Source organism: Pseudomonas sp. FW305-E2, assembly GCF_058782925.1.
In genome coordinates this window covers 24,227-40,331 of sequence record NZ_JBYSYE010000018.1, presented here as the reverse complement: position 1 = coordinate 40,331, position 16,105 = coordinate 24,227, and the positions used below count along the sequence as shown (strand labels likewise).

Genomic DNA, 16,105 nt, shown 5'->3' with positions numbered 1-16,105 from the left:
TGTTTATGGAGGGTGTGCAACAGGTTGGCAAGGGGCCGCTCGTCTGCCAGGCCGACACAGGAATGACCGGCCTTGTCAGGCCAATGACCCCATGGGATCCTCGCGGGTCATTTTATTTAGCGAGCCCACTTCATGCCCAACATCATCCGCATCGCCGCCGCCCTGCTGATCGACCCTCAGGGCCGCACGCTGCTGGTGCGCAAGCGTGGCACCGAGGCTTTCATGCAGCCAGGCGGCAAGATCGATGCCGGTGAAACGCCGGTACAGGCACTGGTGCGCGAATTGCAGGAGGAACTGGGCCTGCGCATCGACCCGGCTCAGGCCATGCACCTGGGCCAGTTCAGTGCCCCCGCCGCCAACGAACCAGGCTTCGAAGTGCAAGCTGAACTGTTCCGTGTCGACAGCGCCGCTGCCGTGGTGCCGGCCGCAGAGATCGAGGAGGTGGTCTGGCTGGCTGCAGATCAGGCGCCCGTCATGCCACTGGCTCCCCTGACCCGCGACTTGATCCTGCCGCTGTATCGCCAGGCGCTCAACGCACCGCGCTGACGCCGTCGAGGGTGGCGAACGAGGTGTCCTTGGCCGTCAGCAAAAAGTCGCGCATGTACGGGGCATCGAGCATGTCGGTGCGTACGGCGGCATAAAGCGTGGCAAACAGGCCTTTCTCGCCCAGGCGTTTGCCCTTCACATAGCCGCGCGAGCTGTACTCGTGCAGCGCCCAATGCGGCATGCCGCATACGCCACGGCCGCTGGCCACCAGCTGCATCATCATCACCGTCAGTTCCGAGGTACGCACGGCGGCTGGCTCGATATCGGCCGGCTCCAGGAAGCGCGTGAAGATGTCCAGGCGATCGCGCTCCACCGGGTAGGTGATCAGCGTCTGGTCGAGCAAGTCTTGCGGCACGATGTAAGGCTTGCTGGCCAGCGGGTGCTGGTTGGCCACCGCCAGCATCGCCTCGTAGGTGAACAGCGGTACATAAGTGATGCCTGCCAGGTCCACCGGGTCGGAGGTCACCACCAGGTCAAGGTCGCCGCGGGCCAGGGCCGGTAGCGGGGCGAAGGCAAAGCCCGAGGCAAGGTCCAGTTCCACTTCCGGCCAGGCATCACGGAACTGGTCGATGGTCGGCATCAGCCACTGGAAGCAGCTGTGGCATTCGATAGCCATGTGCAGGCGTCCGGCAGTGCCTCCGGCCAGGCGTGCGATGTCACGTTCGGCGCTGCGCAGCAACGGCAGGGTGGCATCAGCCAGTTGCAGCAGACGCAGCCCGGCGCTGGTGAAGCGGATTGGCTTGGTCTTGCGCACGAAAATCGGGAGGCCCAGGCGCTCTTCCAGCTCCTTGAACTGGTGCGACAACGCCGACTGGGTCAGGTGCAGGCGTTCGGCGGCCTCCACCAGGCTGTCGGCCTCGCGCAGGGCATGAAGGGTTTTCAGGTGACGGATCTCCAGCACAGATAACTCCGGGGTGTGGAATAGAGGAATCAGGTAATGAGTTGAGTTTCTCTCATGATGCTACATCTGTCGACTAGGCGATCGTCGCACCGCCTGGCGGGAGTCATGAAACTGTCACCGAACTGTGGCAGCGCGCCCGAACAGAATTCATCAGACTCGCGCTCTACTGGGGATCTGCATTCTGGTGTTTCTTTCATGCGGGCTTTTTGGCTTTTTCTTTTCTTTCTGTTCAGCGCACCGGCGAGTTTCGCCGAACAGCGCTGTGACGCCCAGGTGCCGGTGCAGCGTGCCGAACTCGGTGCCGTCAGCCTGGTGTACCAGAGCGTCGGTGCGCCACGCGACCCGGCCTTGCTGCTGGTCATGGGCTTGGGCGGGCAGCTGATTCATTGGCCAGATGATGTGGTCGAGGCATTGTGCCGCCAAGGTTTTCGGGTGATCCGCTATGACAACCGCGATGTCGGCCTGTCCCGCTGGAACCAGGTACCACCGCACGCCAACCTGACGCTCGAACTGTTGCGTTACAAGTTGGGCCTGCCCGTGTCGGCGCCCTATACGCTGACTGATATGGCCGATGACGGCTTGCGCCTGATGGACGCGTTGGGCGTGCGCCAGTTTCATGTATTGGGGGTGAGCATGGGCGGCATGATTGCCCAGCACCTGGCGGCGATGGCGCCTGAGCGTGTGCGCAGCCTGACGCTGGTCATGTCCAGTTCAGGGGCGGCGGGGCTGCCGGCGCCGGCCCCGGCGTTGGTGCAGTTGCTGGCCCGGCGCAGCGCGCCGAACCGTGAAGTGGCTATCGAGCAGCAGGCCGACCTGCTGGCGGCCTTGGGCAGCCCTGAGGTACGAGACGACCGCGAAGTGCTGCTGCAGCAGGCGGCGCAGGCCTACGACCGGGCGTTCAACCCTGACGGGGCCAAGCGCCAGATCATGGCGATACTGGCCGAGCCGAGCCGCGTCGAGTTGCTCAACCAGTTGCGAGTGCCGACCCTGGTGGTACACGGCACGGCTGATCCGTTATTGCCGGTGATGCATGGCGTGCACCTGGCGGCGCATATCCAGGGCAGCCAGTTACGCTTGATCCCGGGGTTGGCGCACCGTTTTCAGGAGCCGTTCAAGGCGCCGTTACTGGGGGCGGTGTTGCCTTATTTGCAGGCGCACAGGCAAGCGGTCACGCACATCGCAGGGCTCTGAATCCGCGCTGGCTGCTTCGCGGGCTTGCCCGCTCCCACAGGTGCTGCACCGATCTCAGACATTGTGGAGACCCTGTGGGAGCGGGCGAGCCCGCGAAGCAGCCAGCGCCGCTTTCGCTCAGTGCATCCGCACCCACACAGTCACCAGCACAGTCGCGGCGATCAGCCAGGCCAGCGTGGCCAGCGCCATCGATGCCTCGAGGCGCAAGCGGTCGACCAGTACATACAGGGTTGCCAGGTACACGAAATACGGAATGATCGACCACATGCCAAACAGGATGGTGGTCTTGAGGTCGGCAATGCTGCGCCCCTTGCCGACGATGTAGTGGGCAATCAGGGCAAAGGTGGGGAACAGCGGCACCAGCCCCGCGATGTAGTAGTTGCGCGTTTTCGACAGCACCGCCAGCAACAGCACCACGCCTGCGCCCAGGGCCGCTTTGAATACCAGGTCCACGTTGTTTTCCAGTTTGGGTTCAGTCAGGCGAGGCCGTATTTTTTCACTTTGTCGAACAGCGTGGTCTTGGCCATGCCCAGCTCCTGGCTGGCCTGGCTCAGGTTGCCACCTGTGCGTTGCAGGGCATCAGTGAGCAGGTTGCGTTCGAATGCTTCCACCGCCTCGGCAAAAAGCAGGCCTTGGTTGGCACCTCCGCTGGGGCCTTTCTTGAAGGCTGGCAGGCCGAGGGCATAGCGTTCGGCCACGTTGCGCAACTCGCGCACGTTACCCGGCCAGTCATGGGCCATCAGGCGTGACAGGGTCTGGCTGTCCAGTGTCGGTGTTTCCCGGTCGAACCGCAGCGCCGACTGCTGCAGGAAATGTTCGAACAACTGCAGGATGTCTTCACGGCGCTCACGCAGCGGCGGCAGCTCCAGGGTGACCACGTTCAACCGGTAATACAGGTCGCTGCGGAACTGGCCGCTCTGGCCCAAGGCATCGAGGTCGGCCTTCGTCGCGGCGATCACCCGGCAATCCACCGGGATGCTCTGGTTCGAGCCCAATCGCTCCAGGGTGCGCTCCTGCAGCACGCGCAGCAGCTTGATCTGCAGGTTGATCGGCATGCTCTCCACTTCATCGAGGAACAGCGTGCCGCCATTGGCGTGTTCGATCTTGCCAATGCGGCGTTTGCCGGCTCCGGTGAAGGCGTTGGCCTCGTGGCCGAATATCTCGCTTTCAAACAGGTTTTCCGGCAGGCCGCCACAGTTCAGTGCCACGAACGGGTGGCTCTGGCGACGGCTGAAGTCGTGCAGGCAGCGCGCGACCAGCTCTTTGCCGGTGCCGGTTTCACCTTCGATCAGCACGTTGGCTGAGGTGTCGGCGACGTTGGCGATCAGTTCGCGCAAGTGCTCCATGGCCGGTGAGCGACCAATGATGCGTCCCTCCAGGCTGTTCTGCTCGGCCAGCTGGCGGCGCAGGGCCACTACTTCGCGTGACAGCCCGCGCTGTTCCAACGCGCGGCGTACTACATCGACCAGGCGCTCGGGGGAGAACGGTTTTTCCATGAAGTCGTAGGCGCCGTTACGCATGGCGCCGACGGCCATGTCGATATCGCCATGGCCAGTGATCAGCACCACCGGCAGGCTGCGGTCACGGGCCTTGAGGCGATTGAGCAGCTCCAGGCCATCAATACCCGGCAAGCGGATATCGCTGACGACAATGCCGGCGAAATCGTCGCCAATGCGCTCCAGCGCCTGTTCGGCGCTGCCCACGCCCTCGCAGGCGATATCCTCCAGGGCCAGCGCCTGCTGGCAGCCGAGCAGCACATGCGGGTCGTCTTCGACAATCAGGACGGTAAGAGGCGCTTGGTTCATGGATGCTCTGCCGATTCGCTAGGGGGGGAAACCAGGGGCAAGGCCAGGACGAAGGCTGTGCCGCCGGTGGCGGGATGCTCGACGTTGAGGCTTCCCTTGGCGGCGGCGGCAAGGGAAGCCGACAAGGTCAGGCCCAGGCCCAGGCCATGCTCGCCCGGTTTGGTGGTAAAGAAGGGTTCGAACAGGTGCTTGCGCGCTTCGGCGTCAATACCGTGGCCGTTGTCGCGCACCTGCAAACGGTACTTGTCGCCCTGCAACTCGCCTTCCAGCCACAGCTCAGGCTGCGGTTGCGCGGCCATCGCGTCAAGGGCGTTGCCGATCAGGTTGACCAGAATCTGCTCCAGGCGGGTTTGGTCGATGGCCAGTTGCTGGTCCTCGAACTGATGGTGCAATTGCAAGTGACAGGCACTGACGCGGTTGGCCAGCACCTGCAGGGTGGCCTCTACCGCCTTGGCCAGTGAAGCCTGGCCGCTGTCATCGCCGCGCCGGGCGAACGAGCGCAGGCTGGCGGTGATGCGGCCCATGCGGTCGATCAGGTCATTCATGGTGCGCAGGTTGGTGCTGGCGGTTTCCAGCGCCCCGCGCTCGAGGAAGCGCACTGTATTGCCAGACAAGGTGCGCAGCGCAGCCAGTGGCTGGTTCAGCTCGTGGGCAATGCTGGTAGACATTTGCCCGATGGCGGCCAGCTTACCTGCCTGCACCAGCTCATCCTGGGCGTGGCGCAAGGTCTGCTCGGCATGCCGGCGCTCGCGAATCTGGCCCTTGAGGCGTTCGTTGCTGGCGCGCAGGTCGGCAGTGCGTTCGGCAATCCGCCGCTCCAGCTGGCTGTTGGCTTCCTCAAGGGCTTCGCGGGCCGCCAGGCGGGTGGCGATCACTTTGCGCCGCTCGTTCCAGGCAATGCCGAGGATCGCCAGCAAGGCAAAGGCCACGCCCACCAGAATGCCCTGCACCATGGATTCGCGACGCAGGTCCTGCAGTGGGGTCAGCAGGGTGAAATGCCAGGGCGTGTCGACCAGGCGCCTGGTTTGCGCCAGGTACGCCACTTCGTGTGGTTTGCCATGAGCGGTTTCGGTGTTGGCCGGGAAGGTCAGCTTTTCCACACCATCGGCCAGGGTTTCCCGGGCCAGGGGCTGCAGTTCGTTCAGCGGCCACCAGTAGTATTGCAGGCTTCGCGCCAGGCGCTCCTTGATTTGCGGGGTCAGCGGGCGCACCGACTTAAGACGCCGGGCCGGGTCGCTGGAGAGAATGATGATGCCATTCTCGTCGCTGACGAACGCCTCCAGGCGGGCACGCTGCCAGCGCTCCTCGAGAGTGTCCAGGCGCACCTTGATCACCGCAACGCCTATGATCTTGCCGTGCTCCTCAAGGCCATGGGCCAGGTAATAGCCAGCCTCGCCAGTGGTACTGCCGATGCCGTAGAAACGCCCGGGCTCGCCGCGCACGGCAGTCTGGAAGTAGGCGCGGAACGACAGGTCTTCACCCAGGAACGAGTCGGCATCGCGCCAGTTGCTGGTGGCCTGTACCCGGCCATTGGTGTCGAGGACGAAGATGGCCCGACTGCGACTGCGACGGTTCAGGCCTTCAAGGTATTCGTTGACCGTCTGGCGTGAAGCGCCGTCCGGGTCGGTGAGCAGGTGCGAGACGCTGTCTTCCAGCTCCAGCAGGCTTGGCAAGTAGGTGTACTTGCTGATTTCGCTTTCGACCGTGCGTGCATGCAGCTCCAGCTGGCGTTCGCCGTTTTCGCTGAGGGCGCGGATACCATTGCTCTCGCTGATCAGGTAGCCAGCCATTCCCAGGCCGACCATCAGCAGGATGATCAGTGGTGGTAACAGCAATTGACGGATCAGGCGGGAATTCACGGCAGGCTTGGCAGGGCGAAGTAGCGAGGGATCGCATTTCATCACAGTGGCCTTGTTACGACCAGCTTCCGCTGCCTGGTGGGGCCGTGGCAGCGGAAGCTGTGGCCGGGTCAGTGCTGCAGGATCTTGCTGAGGAAGTGCTGGGTGCGCTGGTCGCGGGCGCTCTGGTCACCGAAGAACGCTTCCTTGGTGCAGTCTTCGATGATGCTGCCCTTGTCCATGAAAATGACCCGGTTGGCGACTTTGCGGGCAAAGCCCATCTCGTGGGTTACGCACATCATGGTCATGCCTTCTTGGGCCAGTTGCACCATCACGTCCAGTACCTCGCTGACCATTTCGGGGTCCAGTGCCGAGGTGGGTTCGTCGAACAGCATGACGATCGGGTCCATCGCCAGGGCGCGGGCGATGGCCACGCGCTGCTGCTGGCCACCGGAGAGCTGGCCGGGGTGTTTCTTGGCATGGGCACTGAGGCCTACACGCTCGAGCAGCGCCAGGCCCTTCTTGGTGGCTTCCGCCTCGCTGCGGCCCAGCACCTTGCGCTGGGCAATGGTCAGGTTCTCGGTGATGGTCAGGTGCGGGAACAGCTCGAAGTGCTGGAACACCATGCCCACGCGCGAGCGCAGCTTGGGCAGGTTGGTCTTCGGGTCGGCAATCGAAGTGCCATCGACCACGATGTCGCCCTTCTGGAACGGTTCCAGCGCGTTGACGCACTTGATCAGGGTGGACTTGCCCGAGCCCGACGGGCCACAGACCACCACCACCTCACCTTTCTTGACCTCGGTGCTGCAGTCGGTCAGTACCTGGAAGTCGCCGTACCACTTGTTGACGTTCTTGATGGAAATCATACGGTGATCCTTTTTTGCAGGCGCTTGACCAGCCACGAAGCGGAGAAGCTGATGAGGAAGTAGACGACGCCGGCGAAGATCAGGAACTCATGGGAGCGCCCGATGATGTCGCCGTTGGAGCGTGCCGAGTTGAGGAAGTCGACCAGGCCCACGGTGTATACCAGCGAGGTGTCCTGGAACAGGATGATGCTCTGCTGCAGCAGCAGCGGGGTCATCTTGCGGAAGGCCTGGGGCAGGATGATCAGGCGCATGGTCTGCGCGTAGTTCATGCCCAGCGCTTGTGCGGCGCCCATCTGGCCCTTGGAGATCGATTGCACACCGGCGCGGACGATTTCGCAGAAATACGCGGCCTCGAACATCATGAAGGCGACCACGCAGGAGGTGAAGGCACCCACCGGGGTATCTTCGCCGGTGATCCAGCGCAGCACGAACGGGACCGCCAGGTAGAACCAGGTGATCACCAGCAGCAGCGGGATCGAGCGGAAGTAGTTGACGTAGGCACCGGCCAGGTTCGACAGCAGTTTGCTCGACGACAGGCGCATCAGGGCCAGGATGGTGCCCAGCGCGATACCGCCGATGACACCCATGACCATCAGTTTGAGGGTCATGACCATGCCCTCCCAGAGGGCAGGCAGGGCAGGGATGATTTCGCTGAAATCCATTTCCATTTACTTGCCCCCCACGGAAATCAGGCCAGGCACGGCGACTTTCTTCTCGACCATGCGCATGAGCAGCATCAGGCCCATGTTCAGGGTGAAGTAGATCAGCGTGGCCAAAGTGAACGCCTCGAACAGGTTGGCGGAAAACTCTGCGGTCTGTTTGGTCTGCGCCAGCAGCTCCATCAGGCCGATCAGCGACGCCACCGAGGAGTTCTTGAACACGTTGAGGAACTCGGAGGTGAGCGGCGGAATGATGATCCGGTAGGCCTGCGGCAGCAGCACATTGTTGTAGATCTGCGGGAGGCTGAAGCCCATGGCGCGGGCGGCAGCTTCCTGGCCTTTGGGCAGCGCCTGGATACCGGTACGCACTTGCTCACAGACGCGTGCGGCGGTGAACAGGCCCAGGCAGATGACCACGCTGATCAGCGCCGAAGTGGTCGGGTTGAGGTCCTGCTTGAACCATTCCTGCAAGCCTTCTGGCAGCAGGTCCGGTACCAGGAAGTACCAGATGAACAGTTGCACCAGCAGTGGCACGTTGCGGAACAGTTCCACGTAGGCGGTGGCGATACCCGATACCAGGCGGTTCGGTACGGTACGCATGACACCGAGGACTGACCCCAGCAGCAGCGCGATGATCCAGGCGGTGATGGCGATGGCGATGGTCCAGCCCAGGCCGGTGATGTACCAGTCCAGATAGGTTTCGCTGCCCACGCCGGTGGACTTGAAGAACACGCCCCAGTCCCAGTTGTAATTCATCGGGATTTCCCCTCAGACGGTTGTTTCACGGGCACCTTCGAGCATCCGGGGGCGCAAGGCGCCCTCGGATGAAAGGTTAGACACTAATGAGTGGCCTGCAGAATTGATTCGTGCTTGTGAGCACCAGGCCACTATTTGCTGAGGATCAGGACTTCTTCTCGTCCGCAGCCTTGTCGGTTGGCTCGGCGATCAGTTTCTTCAGCTCGTCGCTCATCGGGAACTGGAGGTTCAGGCCCTTTGGTGGAATCGGCTGCTGGAACCACTTGTCGTAGCTTTTGTTGACTTCGCCCGACTTGAAGTAGGCCACGATGGCGTCGTCGACCGCTTTCTTGAACGCAGCGTCTTCCTTGCGCACCATGCAGCCGTAGATTTCATACGACTGTGGCGTACCGGTGATGACCCAGTCCGCTGGCTTGCGCGCCTTGGCCATTTCACCGGCGAGCAGGGCGTCGTCCATCATGAAGGCCACAGCGCGGCCGCTTTCGAGCATGTTGAAGGCTTCACCGTGGTCCTTGGCGGAAATCACGTTCATCTTCATCTGCTTGTCGGCGTTCATCGCCTTGAGGATGCGCTCGGAGGTGGTACCGGCGGTGGTCACCACGTTCTTGCCGGCCAGGTCCGGGAAGTCTTTGTATGCCGGCTGACCGTCCTTGACCTTGGTCAACAGGCGGGTACCGACTTCGAAGATGCCGACCGAGAAGCCAACCTGTTGCTGGCGCTCGACGTTGTTGGTGGTGGAGCCGCACTCCAGGTCGACGGTGCCGTTCTGCACCAGCGGAATACGGGTTTGCGAGGTGACCAGGTTGTAGCGGACCTTGATGTCCGTGCCCAGTTGCTTTTTCAGCGCGTCGACGACGGCCAGCTGGATGTCATGCGAGTAACCGACGGGCTCGGGTTTGCCGGCCAGGTAGGAAAATGGAATGGAGGAGTCGCGGTGCCCCAGTGTGATGGTGCCCGATTCCTTGATCTTCTTCAGGGTGCCGGTGAGCTCCTCGGCCATGGCCGGCGAAGCGATGACTGCAGCCGCGATGGCTGCGCCCAGCAATTGACGAACGATACGCATCAAATTTTCCTCGACGTGTTTGTTTTTTTTATGGAGCCGTTGGCGGACTCTTCGTTCAACGAATACAGCAAGAAGCGGGTGCATTCGGCTACCAAGTGTAGAGCATGACTCGTGCCAAGCCCTGCTGTCGACCTTAAACCGCTTGTATTGCTCGCGCTTGACAGTCTCGGCATCTCTCCGGGGTTCGCCAGGCCGAATAAATGGCGTTTGCTCGTTCGGTTATCCGAACGCATGGGTCGCCGCACATCCAGATATCGCGTGTGGTAACTATGCAGTGCGCGGCAAGGGCGCAGACGTAGTGTGCTCTGCTCTTTGCCTGGAGAGCTCCACAGATGTCACCGCACCGGCCCCCGAACGATTCCATCGATAGCCTGATTGCCCAAAACTTGCCTGGATGGCTAGTCGACCACGCGCAACCGGAAAGGCTCGATGCGTTACGAAACGCCCTGCGGCGGCAGGCGAACTGTAATGCGCGGCTTGGCCCAATCCTCCAGGCCATCCCTTCTTTGCAGGCCTACGCAGCAGCGTTGCTCAAAACGAAACTGCGCAAGAGCGGCTTCAGCAACCCGGACGTGACGGGCTGGAGGGTACGGGTCTCGCAGCGGCTGTTGCTGCCCAGCGCTTCGCCTGTGCTGCTGCGGCCCACCTATGTTCGCCGCTCCAGGCGGTCATTGCTGGAGGCGGCGCTGCATAACTATCATCGCAGGGAGACACGCCCCGGGCTCACGCTCAAAGGTGAACTGGTCGATGGCAACGGTAACCGGCTGCCGATGAGCTTCCACGCGTTTGCCTCCGCATGTCGCGAGGTTGACGCAGGGGGCAAGTACCAGGCGTTGCTTTCACACCATCTACAGCCTGAAGATGGCCCTGAGGATGAGCCGGGCCAGGCCGTTTCCCGCTTGCACGGGCTGTTCGAAGCGAGTTTCAAGGCCCATTTCGAGGTGGCGATGCGGGTCGCTGCGTTGAAACAGGACATTGACGAGCGCACGTATTTTTTTCTGTTGCCACTTATTGCCGAAAAGCCGGTGGTGCCTGCGCTGGTTGGCACTGTGGTGCCCCGACAGTTGTACCTGCTGGGCCGCCCGGTTCAAGGCGTGCTGACGCTGGAAGTGCGTCCGTCAGCTGAGCGCGCAGTGGAGTCGGTGGTGCTCTGGGTACCCGATGACCCTCATCAGCCCGTCTCCCGTCATGCCAGCTGGGATGCACTCGACAAGTACCTCGGTAAGCGCTTCCGTGCGCCGGCCTATCGGCGCTTTTTCGCGCGCTTCATTACCGAGCGTGAGCGCATCAATTTCTATCGGGTATTGAACGAACGGGTTGCGCAGGCATCGGCAGCCGGGGTGGAACTCGACGCCCGTTCTGCACCGATCACTGACGCACCGTTCGTACACCTGCGCCGGCAACACCTTGCCAAGATCAGGGATGACGCCAAAGTGCTCGCCGTGCCCACCGATGTCGAAGATGACGAAGACCGCGAAGCGCGCATGCAGGGCTACAAAGAGCTGGGTATGAACTTGCTGAATGTGGCGGGGGCTTTCGTGCCTGTGCTTGGCGAAGTGCTGCTGGTGGCAAACGCCGTTCAGATCGCTGACGAAGTGTATGAAGGGTATGAAGACTGGCGCATGGGTGATCGCGAAGGGGCGTTGAACCACCTGTTCAACGTTGCCGAGAACGTCGTGCTCGGCGGGATGATCGCCGCCGGCAGCCAAGTGGCCGTGCGTGCCCTTGAGCGTCTGGCCTTCGTCGATGATTTGGTACCGGTGTGCACCTCCGCAGGCAAGGTCAAGCTCATGGCCACGGATCTACCCGGTTACGATGCCCAACCGTTGCGGGGTGCTGGCGCACAGGAATGGTTATGGCACCTCGATGAGAGCCGTTATCGGGTGTTGGAGGATCCGCAGGATGGTCGCGCCAGGATCCTGCACCCTGGTCGTCCCAGTGCCTATCGGCCTGTGATGGAGCAGAATGGCGCCGGCGGCTGGCGCCACGAACTGGAAGCTCCCCAATACTGGGAAGGGCGGGCCAATCTGGTGCGCCGCCTGAGTACGCCCCTGGCAGAGCTACCGGAACCGACATGCGACTACCTGCTCCAGGTGACAGGGCTGAGTGAAGCGCAGGTTCGCCGTTTACACGTTGAGCACATGGGCGCACCTGCACGGTTGCTCGATGCCCTGGAGCTATATCAGGCACATGAATTCCACCCGGACTTCAGCGCGCCGCGACTTGCGCAGTACGTTGCTGATCGGCAAGTGCAGCCCAATGGCATCGAGCGGATATTGCGGCGCACTTTCCCCGGCCTGTCGGCTCGCTGTACCCGTGAGCTGCTTCAGCAATGCAGCGGTGCGCAGCTCGATACACTCAGCACCGCGCAGCGGATCCCTTTGGCAGTGGCCGAGCGTGCACGATGGTCGCTGCGCGAAAGCCGTCTGGACAGGGCCTGTGCCGGTTTGCGCCTGCCGCGTTGCGTCAATCCGGACACCGAACGCCTGGCTTTGGGCTTGCTCGAGCGTCAGCTGAAATGGCCGGACACCCTGCGCATCGAACTGCGCGAAGGTAGCCCGAGTGGCCGGTATCTGGCCGGTATCGGCGCAGAGTCTGCGCAGGATGTACGGTGTATCGTGCGCCGCGGCGACGGCTACCGCTACGCCGGTCAAGGCACATCCGGCCCCTACCTGGCGGCACTGTTGGCTGCGCTGGACGATACGCAGACAGCCGATCTCGGCGATGCCGCTGTCAGTCCAGGCGCCCTGGGCTCGTTGCTGATCGAGGCCGCTGCCGGGGATCGCACCCAAGCGGCTGAGCTCTGTGGCATGCCGCGTCTGGGTGTTGGCCTGCGACCCCCGACCCGTTTTGGAGATGGGCGTATCGGGTATGCCTTGAGTGGGCGAGGCGAGAGCAGTCGGCGTGCCATAGGGCGTGGTATTCACCAAGTGTTTCCGACGATGACAGACGGGGAGCTACAAGCCTATCTGCTTGACCTCATGGAGCGGCGAGTAGGGTTGTGGGAGCACTACAGCCAGCTCACGGGGCAGTTGGCGCGCCTGCGTCAGAGCCTGCGCCAGTGGCGCAGGGATGCCAGTAACCCACTGGACGCGCTACGCCGCCGTCGGGTCGCTACTGCCGTACGGCGAAGCTGGCGGCGCAAGATAACCGACGAGGCCGGGGACTACGCGCTGATCATCAGCGGAGAGCGTATCGGGAGTCTGCCCGAATTGCCGGAGGGGGTGAGCTTTGATCATGTGCGACGGCTGATCCTCAGTGACCTGCGCCTTGGTGAAATCAATGGAGACTTCCTTCGACGTTTTCCCAACCTGATTGAGCTCGACCTGTCCGGCAATCGCCTGACTGCGATCCCTCACGGCATTGAACATTTGCCCCGCCTGCGGCAGCTAAACCTGCGTCGCAACAGCGTGATAATGGATGAGGCCGGTGAATTGCGTCTTGCCGAGATGAGCGCGCTGCGGTACCTCGACCTCAGCCACAACCCGCTGGGAAGGGCGCCGGTACTGACGCGCCTGGGCAATTTGCGTGAAGTCAACTTGCGCTCTGCTGGCCTTGAGGCGTTGCCTGAGCGGATTTCATTTCGTGCCCACATAGACTTGCGAAACAACAACATTCGCACGCTGCGCCGAGAGTTGCAGCAGCTGCGCCTGCAGGTGCACCAGTTGTCCTTGCACGATAATCCACTTGGCGAAGCTGACGCATTACTGCTTGATGAGGCTCGAGGTGTAACCCCAGGGCAGTGGGGGTCAGCGTCCGCACGCCATCGCGCCATTGACAGTGACCTGTTCAATACCTGGGCCAACAGCACAGCCGACGCTGAACGTGATCGCCAGCAGGCCATATGGACAGCGCTGCTTGAGGAACCGCACTCAGATGGAATGTTCCGCTTTCTGGCAGACTTCGTTCACGGCGAGGACTTTGAGCAGCACCCTGGGCATTACCGCAGCCGAATCTGGCGAATTCTGGAAACGTGTGAGCAGCACGAGCAGTTGCGTCATCAGTTGTTTCTCGAGGCATCTGGCCCCCGCAGTTGTGAAGACCGCCTGCTGCTGTTGCTGGAGCAGATGGAGCTTGGGGTTCTGGTGCTGCGCGCCGTCGAAGACGCGCATGGCAGTCGGATGGAAGCTCGCTTGCTAAGCCTGGCGCGTGGTTTGTTTCGCCTGGACGAGGTCGACCGTCACGCGACGTTGCACGTGCAACGCATGCATGCCGAGCACGCCCCTCATGTCGATGAAATCGAGACACGGCTTTTTTACCGACAGCGGCTTGCGCGTCCGTTGGGCTTGCCGATCGAGCTCGACGAAATGCACTACCCAGGTTTTGCAAACGTAACCACCAGCGATGTGTTGCGGGTCCAGGACGCGGTTTTGCAAACTGAGACGACGGATGCCCTGATAGCCTCGTTGGCACAGCGGCCTTTCTGGGAGCAATACGCGCGCGAGTTTCATGCGCAGCGATTTGAAGACCTGGTACAGCCACTGCACCAGCGGATGGAGGCCCTGCAGGCTCAGGTAGATGAGCAAGTGATCAGCGAAAACGAGTTTCTGCAACGCTGTGAAGCACTGAAGGCTGATTTCGATCGCAGCGAGCGGGCATTGCTGGCGCGGTTGGCGCGGGAAGCCTATGAGCGCTGGGCGAATACGCCCCCTTGACGAATCAAGAGGGCTTCACCGTCGGTATCAGGCTGCGCGGCTATTCGTGCGCACCTTGCGGGCTTGCTGCAGATACGCCTCCAGGGCTATCTGCTCCTGTGCGGTCAGCGACAGGCCCAGCTTGGTGCGACGCCAGATAATGTCAGCGGTTTGCTCAGCCCATTCCTCCTCCAGCAGGTAGTCCACCTCACGGGTGAACAGCCCGGCCCCGATAGCCTGCCCGAGGTCTTCGGGGCCGTGAACGCCATCGAGCAGTCGCCACACACGGCTGCCATAGGTGAGCACCCAGCGTTTGGCCAGGTCTACAGGCAACCAGCCGCACCGTGCCAGTACGGCATCGATCAGCGCCTGTACCGTTGTCATGCCCTCTGCGCCCGGCAGTGGCGCACTGGCGGTCCAGGGGCCGCGCATCTGGGTGAAGAAGGGCTTGAGTTCAGCCATGGCCGATTCGGCCAGCTTGCGGTAGGTGGTGAGCTTGCCACCGAACACCGACAGCAGCGGTGCCTGGCCAGCTTCTGCCGAAAGGGCGAGTGTGTAGTCCCGGGTCACCGCCGAAGGGTTGTCCGACTCATCGTTGCACAACGGCCGAACGCCGGAGTAGGTATGCAGGATGTCGGCTTGGCTCAGTTGGTGGTTGAAGTGCTCATTGACGACCTTCAACAGGTAATGTGTTTCCTGCTCGGTAATGGCGACCGCGGCCGGGTCGCCGCTGTATTCCCGGTCAGTGGTGCCGATCAGGGTAAAGCGGTCCAGGTACGGGATGCAGAAGACGATGCGCTGGTCTTCATTCTGCAGAATGTAGGCATGTTCACCTTCATACAGGCGCGGCACGATAATGTGGCTGCCCTGGATCAGGCGGATGCCGTAAGGCGCATCGAGCTTGAGGTCGTCCTTGATGAAGCTGGCCACCCACGGGCCGGCGGCGTTGACCAGCGCGCGGGTATGGATCGTCTGGAGGCTGCCGTCGGCGTGCTGCAGTTCTACCTGCCACAAGCCCTCTACACGTTCGGCGCGCAAGCAGCGGGTGCGGGTGTGGATGTGTGCGCCCAGCTCACGGGCCGCCATGGCGTTGAGTACTACCAGGCGGGCGTCATCGACAGCGCAGTCGGCGTATTCGAAGCCGCGGGTGATTGCCGGCTTCAGCGGGTAGCCCGGGCCGAAGCGAAGGCTACGCGAGGCGCCCAGGCGCTTGCGCTTGCCCAGGTGGTCGTAGAGGAACAGGCCGGCGCGGATCATCCATGCAGGGCGCAGGTGCGGGCGGTGCGGAAGCACGAAGCGCATAGGTTTGACGATGTGCGGGGCCTTGGCCAGCAGCACTTCGCGTTCAGCCAAGGCCTCGCGTACGAGGCGAAACTCGTAGTGCTCCAGGTAGCGCAGGCCACCGTGAATCAGTTTGCTGCTGGCTGACGACGTGTGTTGGGCCAGGTCGTCTTTTTCGCAAAGGAAGACCTTCAAGCCGCGACCAGCGGCGTCGGCAGCGATGCCCACGCCATTGATGCCACCGCCGATCACGACAAGGTCATAGCAGTCGGCTGTTGGGGGCTGGGACGAAACTGGCTGGGACACGGGCAAGGCCTCCTGGGGCTGTTCACATCGAATATGAACATTGATGTTCGTTTGCGAAAATATTAGCGCAACAGAAAGCCGGTCGCCAGTCAGTCTCTATAGAAAAAACTGATCAAATGACAACGAAGTGAACATTTCCGAAAATTTAGGGGGTGGCTATGGTTCGGGGGGGGGCGCTGTCTCAGGCATAACTGGCCCGAAACCGATGCAGGCGCGAGCCACGCTCGCGATGCGCCGCGCGGGCCGCACTTGATCTCAC

At 62.2% G+C, this 16,105-nt stretch carries 12 protein-coding genes; 3 read left to right on the top strand and 9 right to left on the bottom strand.

Going from position 1 to position 16,105, the window contains the following annotated elements:
• The first annotated feature begins 132 nt into the window (after positions 1 to 132).
• The gene (locus AC3WLP_RS15325; RefSeq protein WP_003254983.1) at positions 133 to 546 is read left to right on the top strand and encodes an NUDIX hydrolase; all 414 of its coding nucleotides are present in this window, start codon (positions 133 to 135) and stop codon (positions 544 to 546) included.
• On the opposite strand, the gene metR is transcribed toward AC3WLP_RS15325, so the two are convergent.
• The gene (gene metR / locus AC3WLP_RS15320) at positions 530 to 1,447 is read right to left on the bottom strand and encodes a transcriptional regulator MetR (protein ID WP_003254981.1); all 918 of its coding nucleotides are present in this window, start codon (positions 1,445 to 1,447) and stop codon (positions 530 to 532) included. The genes AC3WLP_RS15325 and metR overlap by 17 nt on opposite strands.
• A 195-nt stretch (positions 1,448 to 1,642) precedes the next feature.
• On the opposite strand from metR, the gene AC3WLP_RS15315 reads away from it, so the two are divergent.
• Positions 1,643 to 2,638, top strand: a complete 996-nt coding sequence (locus AC3WLP_RS15315; protein ID WP_012051384.1) for an alpha/beta fold hydrolase — start codon at positions 1,643 to 1,645, stop codon at positions 2,636 to 2,638.
• Positions 2,639 to 2,755: 117 nt separating this feature from the next.
• Here the strand turns inward: AC3WLP_RS15315 and AC3WLP_RS15310 are convergent, their stop codons facing one another.
• From AC3WLP_RS15310 to AC3WLP_RS15280, 7 genes are all read right to left on the bottom strand, one after another.
• Positions 2,756 to 3,091 (bottom strand): GlpM family protein, encoded by a 336-nt coding sequence (locus tag AC3WLP_RS15310; protein WP_003254977.1) that lies wholly within the window; start codon positions 3,089 to 3,091, stop codon positions 2,756 to 2,758.
• A 23-nt stretch (positions 3,092 to 3,114) separates the two neighbouring features.
• Positions 3,115 to 4,443, bottom strand: a complete 1,329-nt coding sequence (gene aauR, locus AC3WLP_RS15305) for a two-component response regulator AauR (protein ID WP_012051385.1) — start codon at positions 4,441 to 4,443, stop codon at positions 3,115 to 3,117.
• Positions 4,440 to 6,344, bottom strand: coding sequence for a two-component sensor histidine kinase AauS (aauS, locus tag AC3WLP_RS15300; RefSeq protein WP_012051386.1), 1,905 nt, complete (start codon positions 6,342 to 6,344; stop codon positions 4,440 to 4,442). The genes aauR and aauS overlap by 4 nt, the downstream gene beginning before the upstream one ends.
• A gap of 68 nt (positions 6,345 to 6,412) precedes the next feature.
• Positions 6,413 to 7,147, bottom strand: coding sequence for an amino acid ABC transporter ATP-binding protein (locus AC3WLP_RS15295; RefSeq protein ID WP_003254971.1), 735 nt, complete (start codon positions 7,145 to 7,147; stop codon positions 6,413 to 6,415).
• Entirely contained in the window at positions 7,144 to 7,815 is a 672-nt protein-coding gene (locus AC3WLP_RS15290) for an amino acid ABC transporter permease (RefSeq protein ID WP_088512949.1), read from the bottom strand. The genes AC3WLP_RS15295 and AC3WLP_RS15290 overlap by 4 nt, the downstream gene beginning before the upstream one ends.
• Complete coding sequence (locus AC3WLP_RS15285; protein WP_012051388.1) at positions 7,816 to 8,562, bottom strand: amino acid ABC transporter permease; 747 nt, start codon at positions 8,560 to 8,562, stop codon at positions 7,816 to 7,818.
• 145 nt (positions 8,563 to 8,707) lie between these two features.
• A complete protein-coding gene (locus AC3WLP_RS15280) occupies positions 8,708 to 9,625 on the bottom strand; it encodes a glutamate/aspartate ABC transporter substrate-binding protein (protein ID WP_012051389.1) in 918 nt (305 codons plus the stop codon).
• Between the two features lie 332 nt (positions 9,626 to 9,957).
• Between AC3WLP_RS15280 and AC3WLP_RS15275 the strand changes: the two genes are divergently transcribed.
• Positions 9,958 to 14,280: an NEL-type E3 ubiquitin ligase domain-containing protein gene (locus tag AC3WLP_RS15275; RefSeq protein ID WP_088512948.1), complete on the top strand. Its 4,323-nt coding sequence runs from the start codon at positions 9,958 to 9,960 to the stop codon at positions 14,278 to 14,280.
• A 27-nt stretch (positions 14,281 to 14,307) separates the two neighbouring features.
• On the opposite strand, the gene glpD is transcribed toward AC3WLP_RS15275, so the two are convergent.
• The gene (gene glpD / locus AC3WLP_RS15270; RefSeq protein WP_088512947.1) at positions 14,308 to 15,846 is read right to left on the bottom strand and encodes a glycerol-3-phosphate dehydrogenase; all 1,539 of its coding nucleotides are present in this window, start codon (positions 15,844 to 15,846) and stop codon (positions 14,308 to 14,310) included.
• Positions 15,847 to 16,105: the final 259 nt, after the last annotated feature.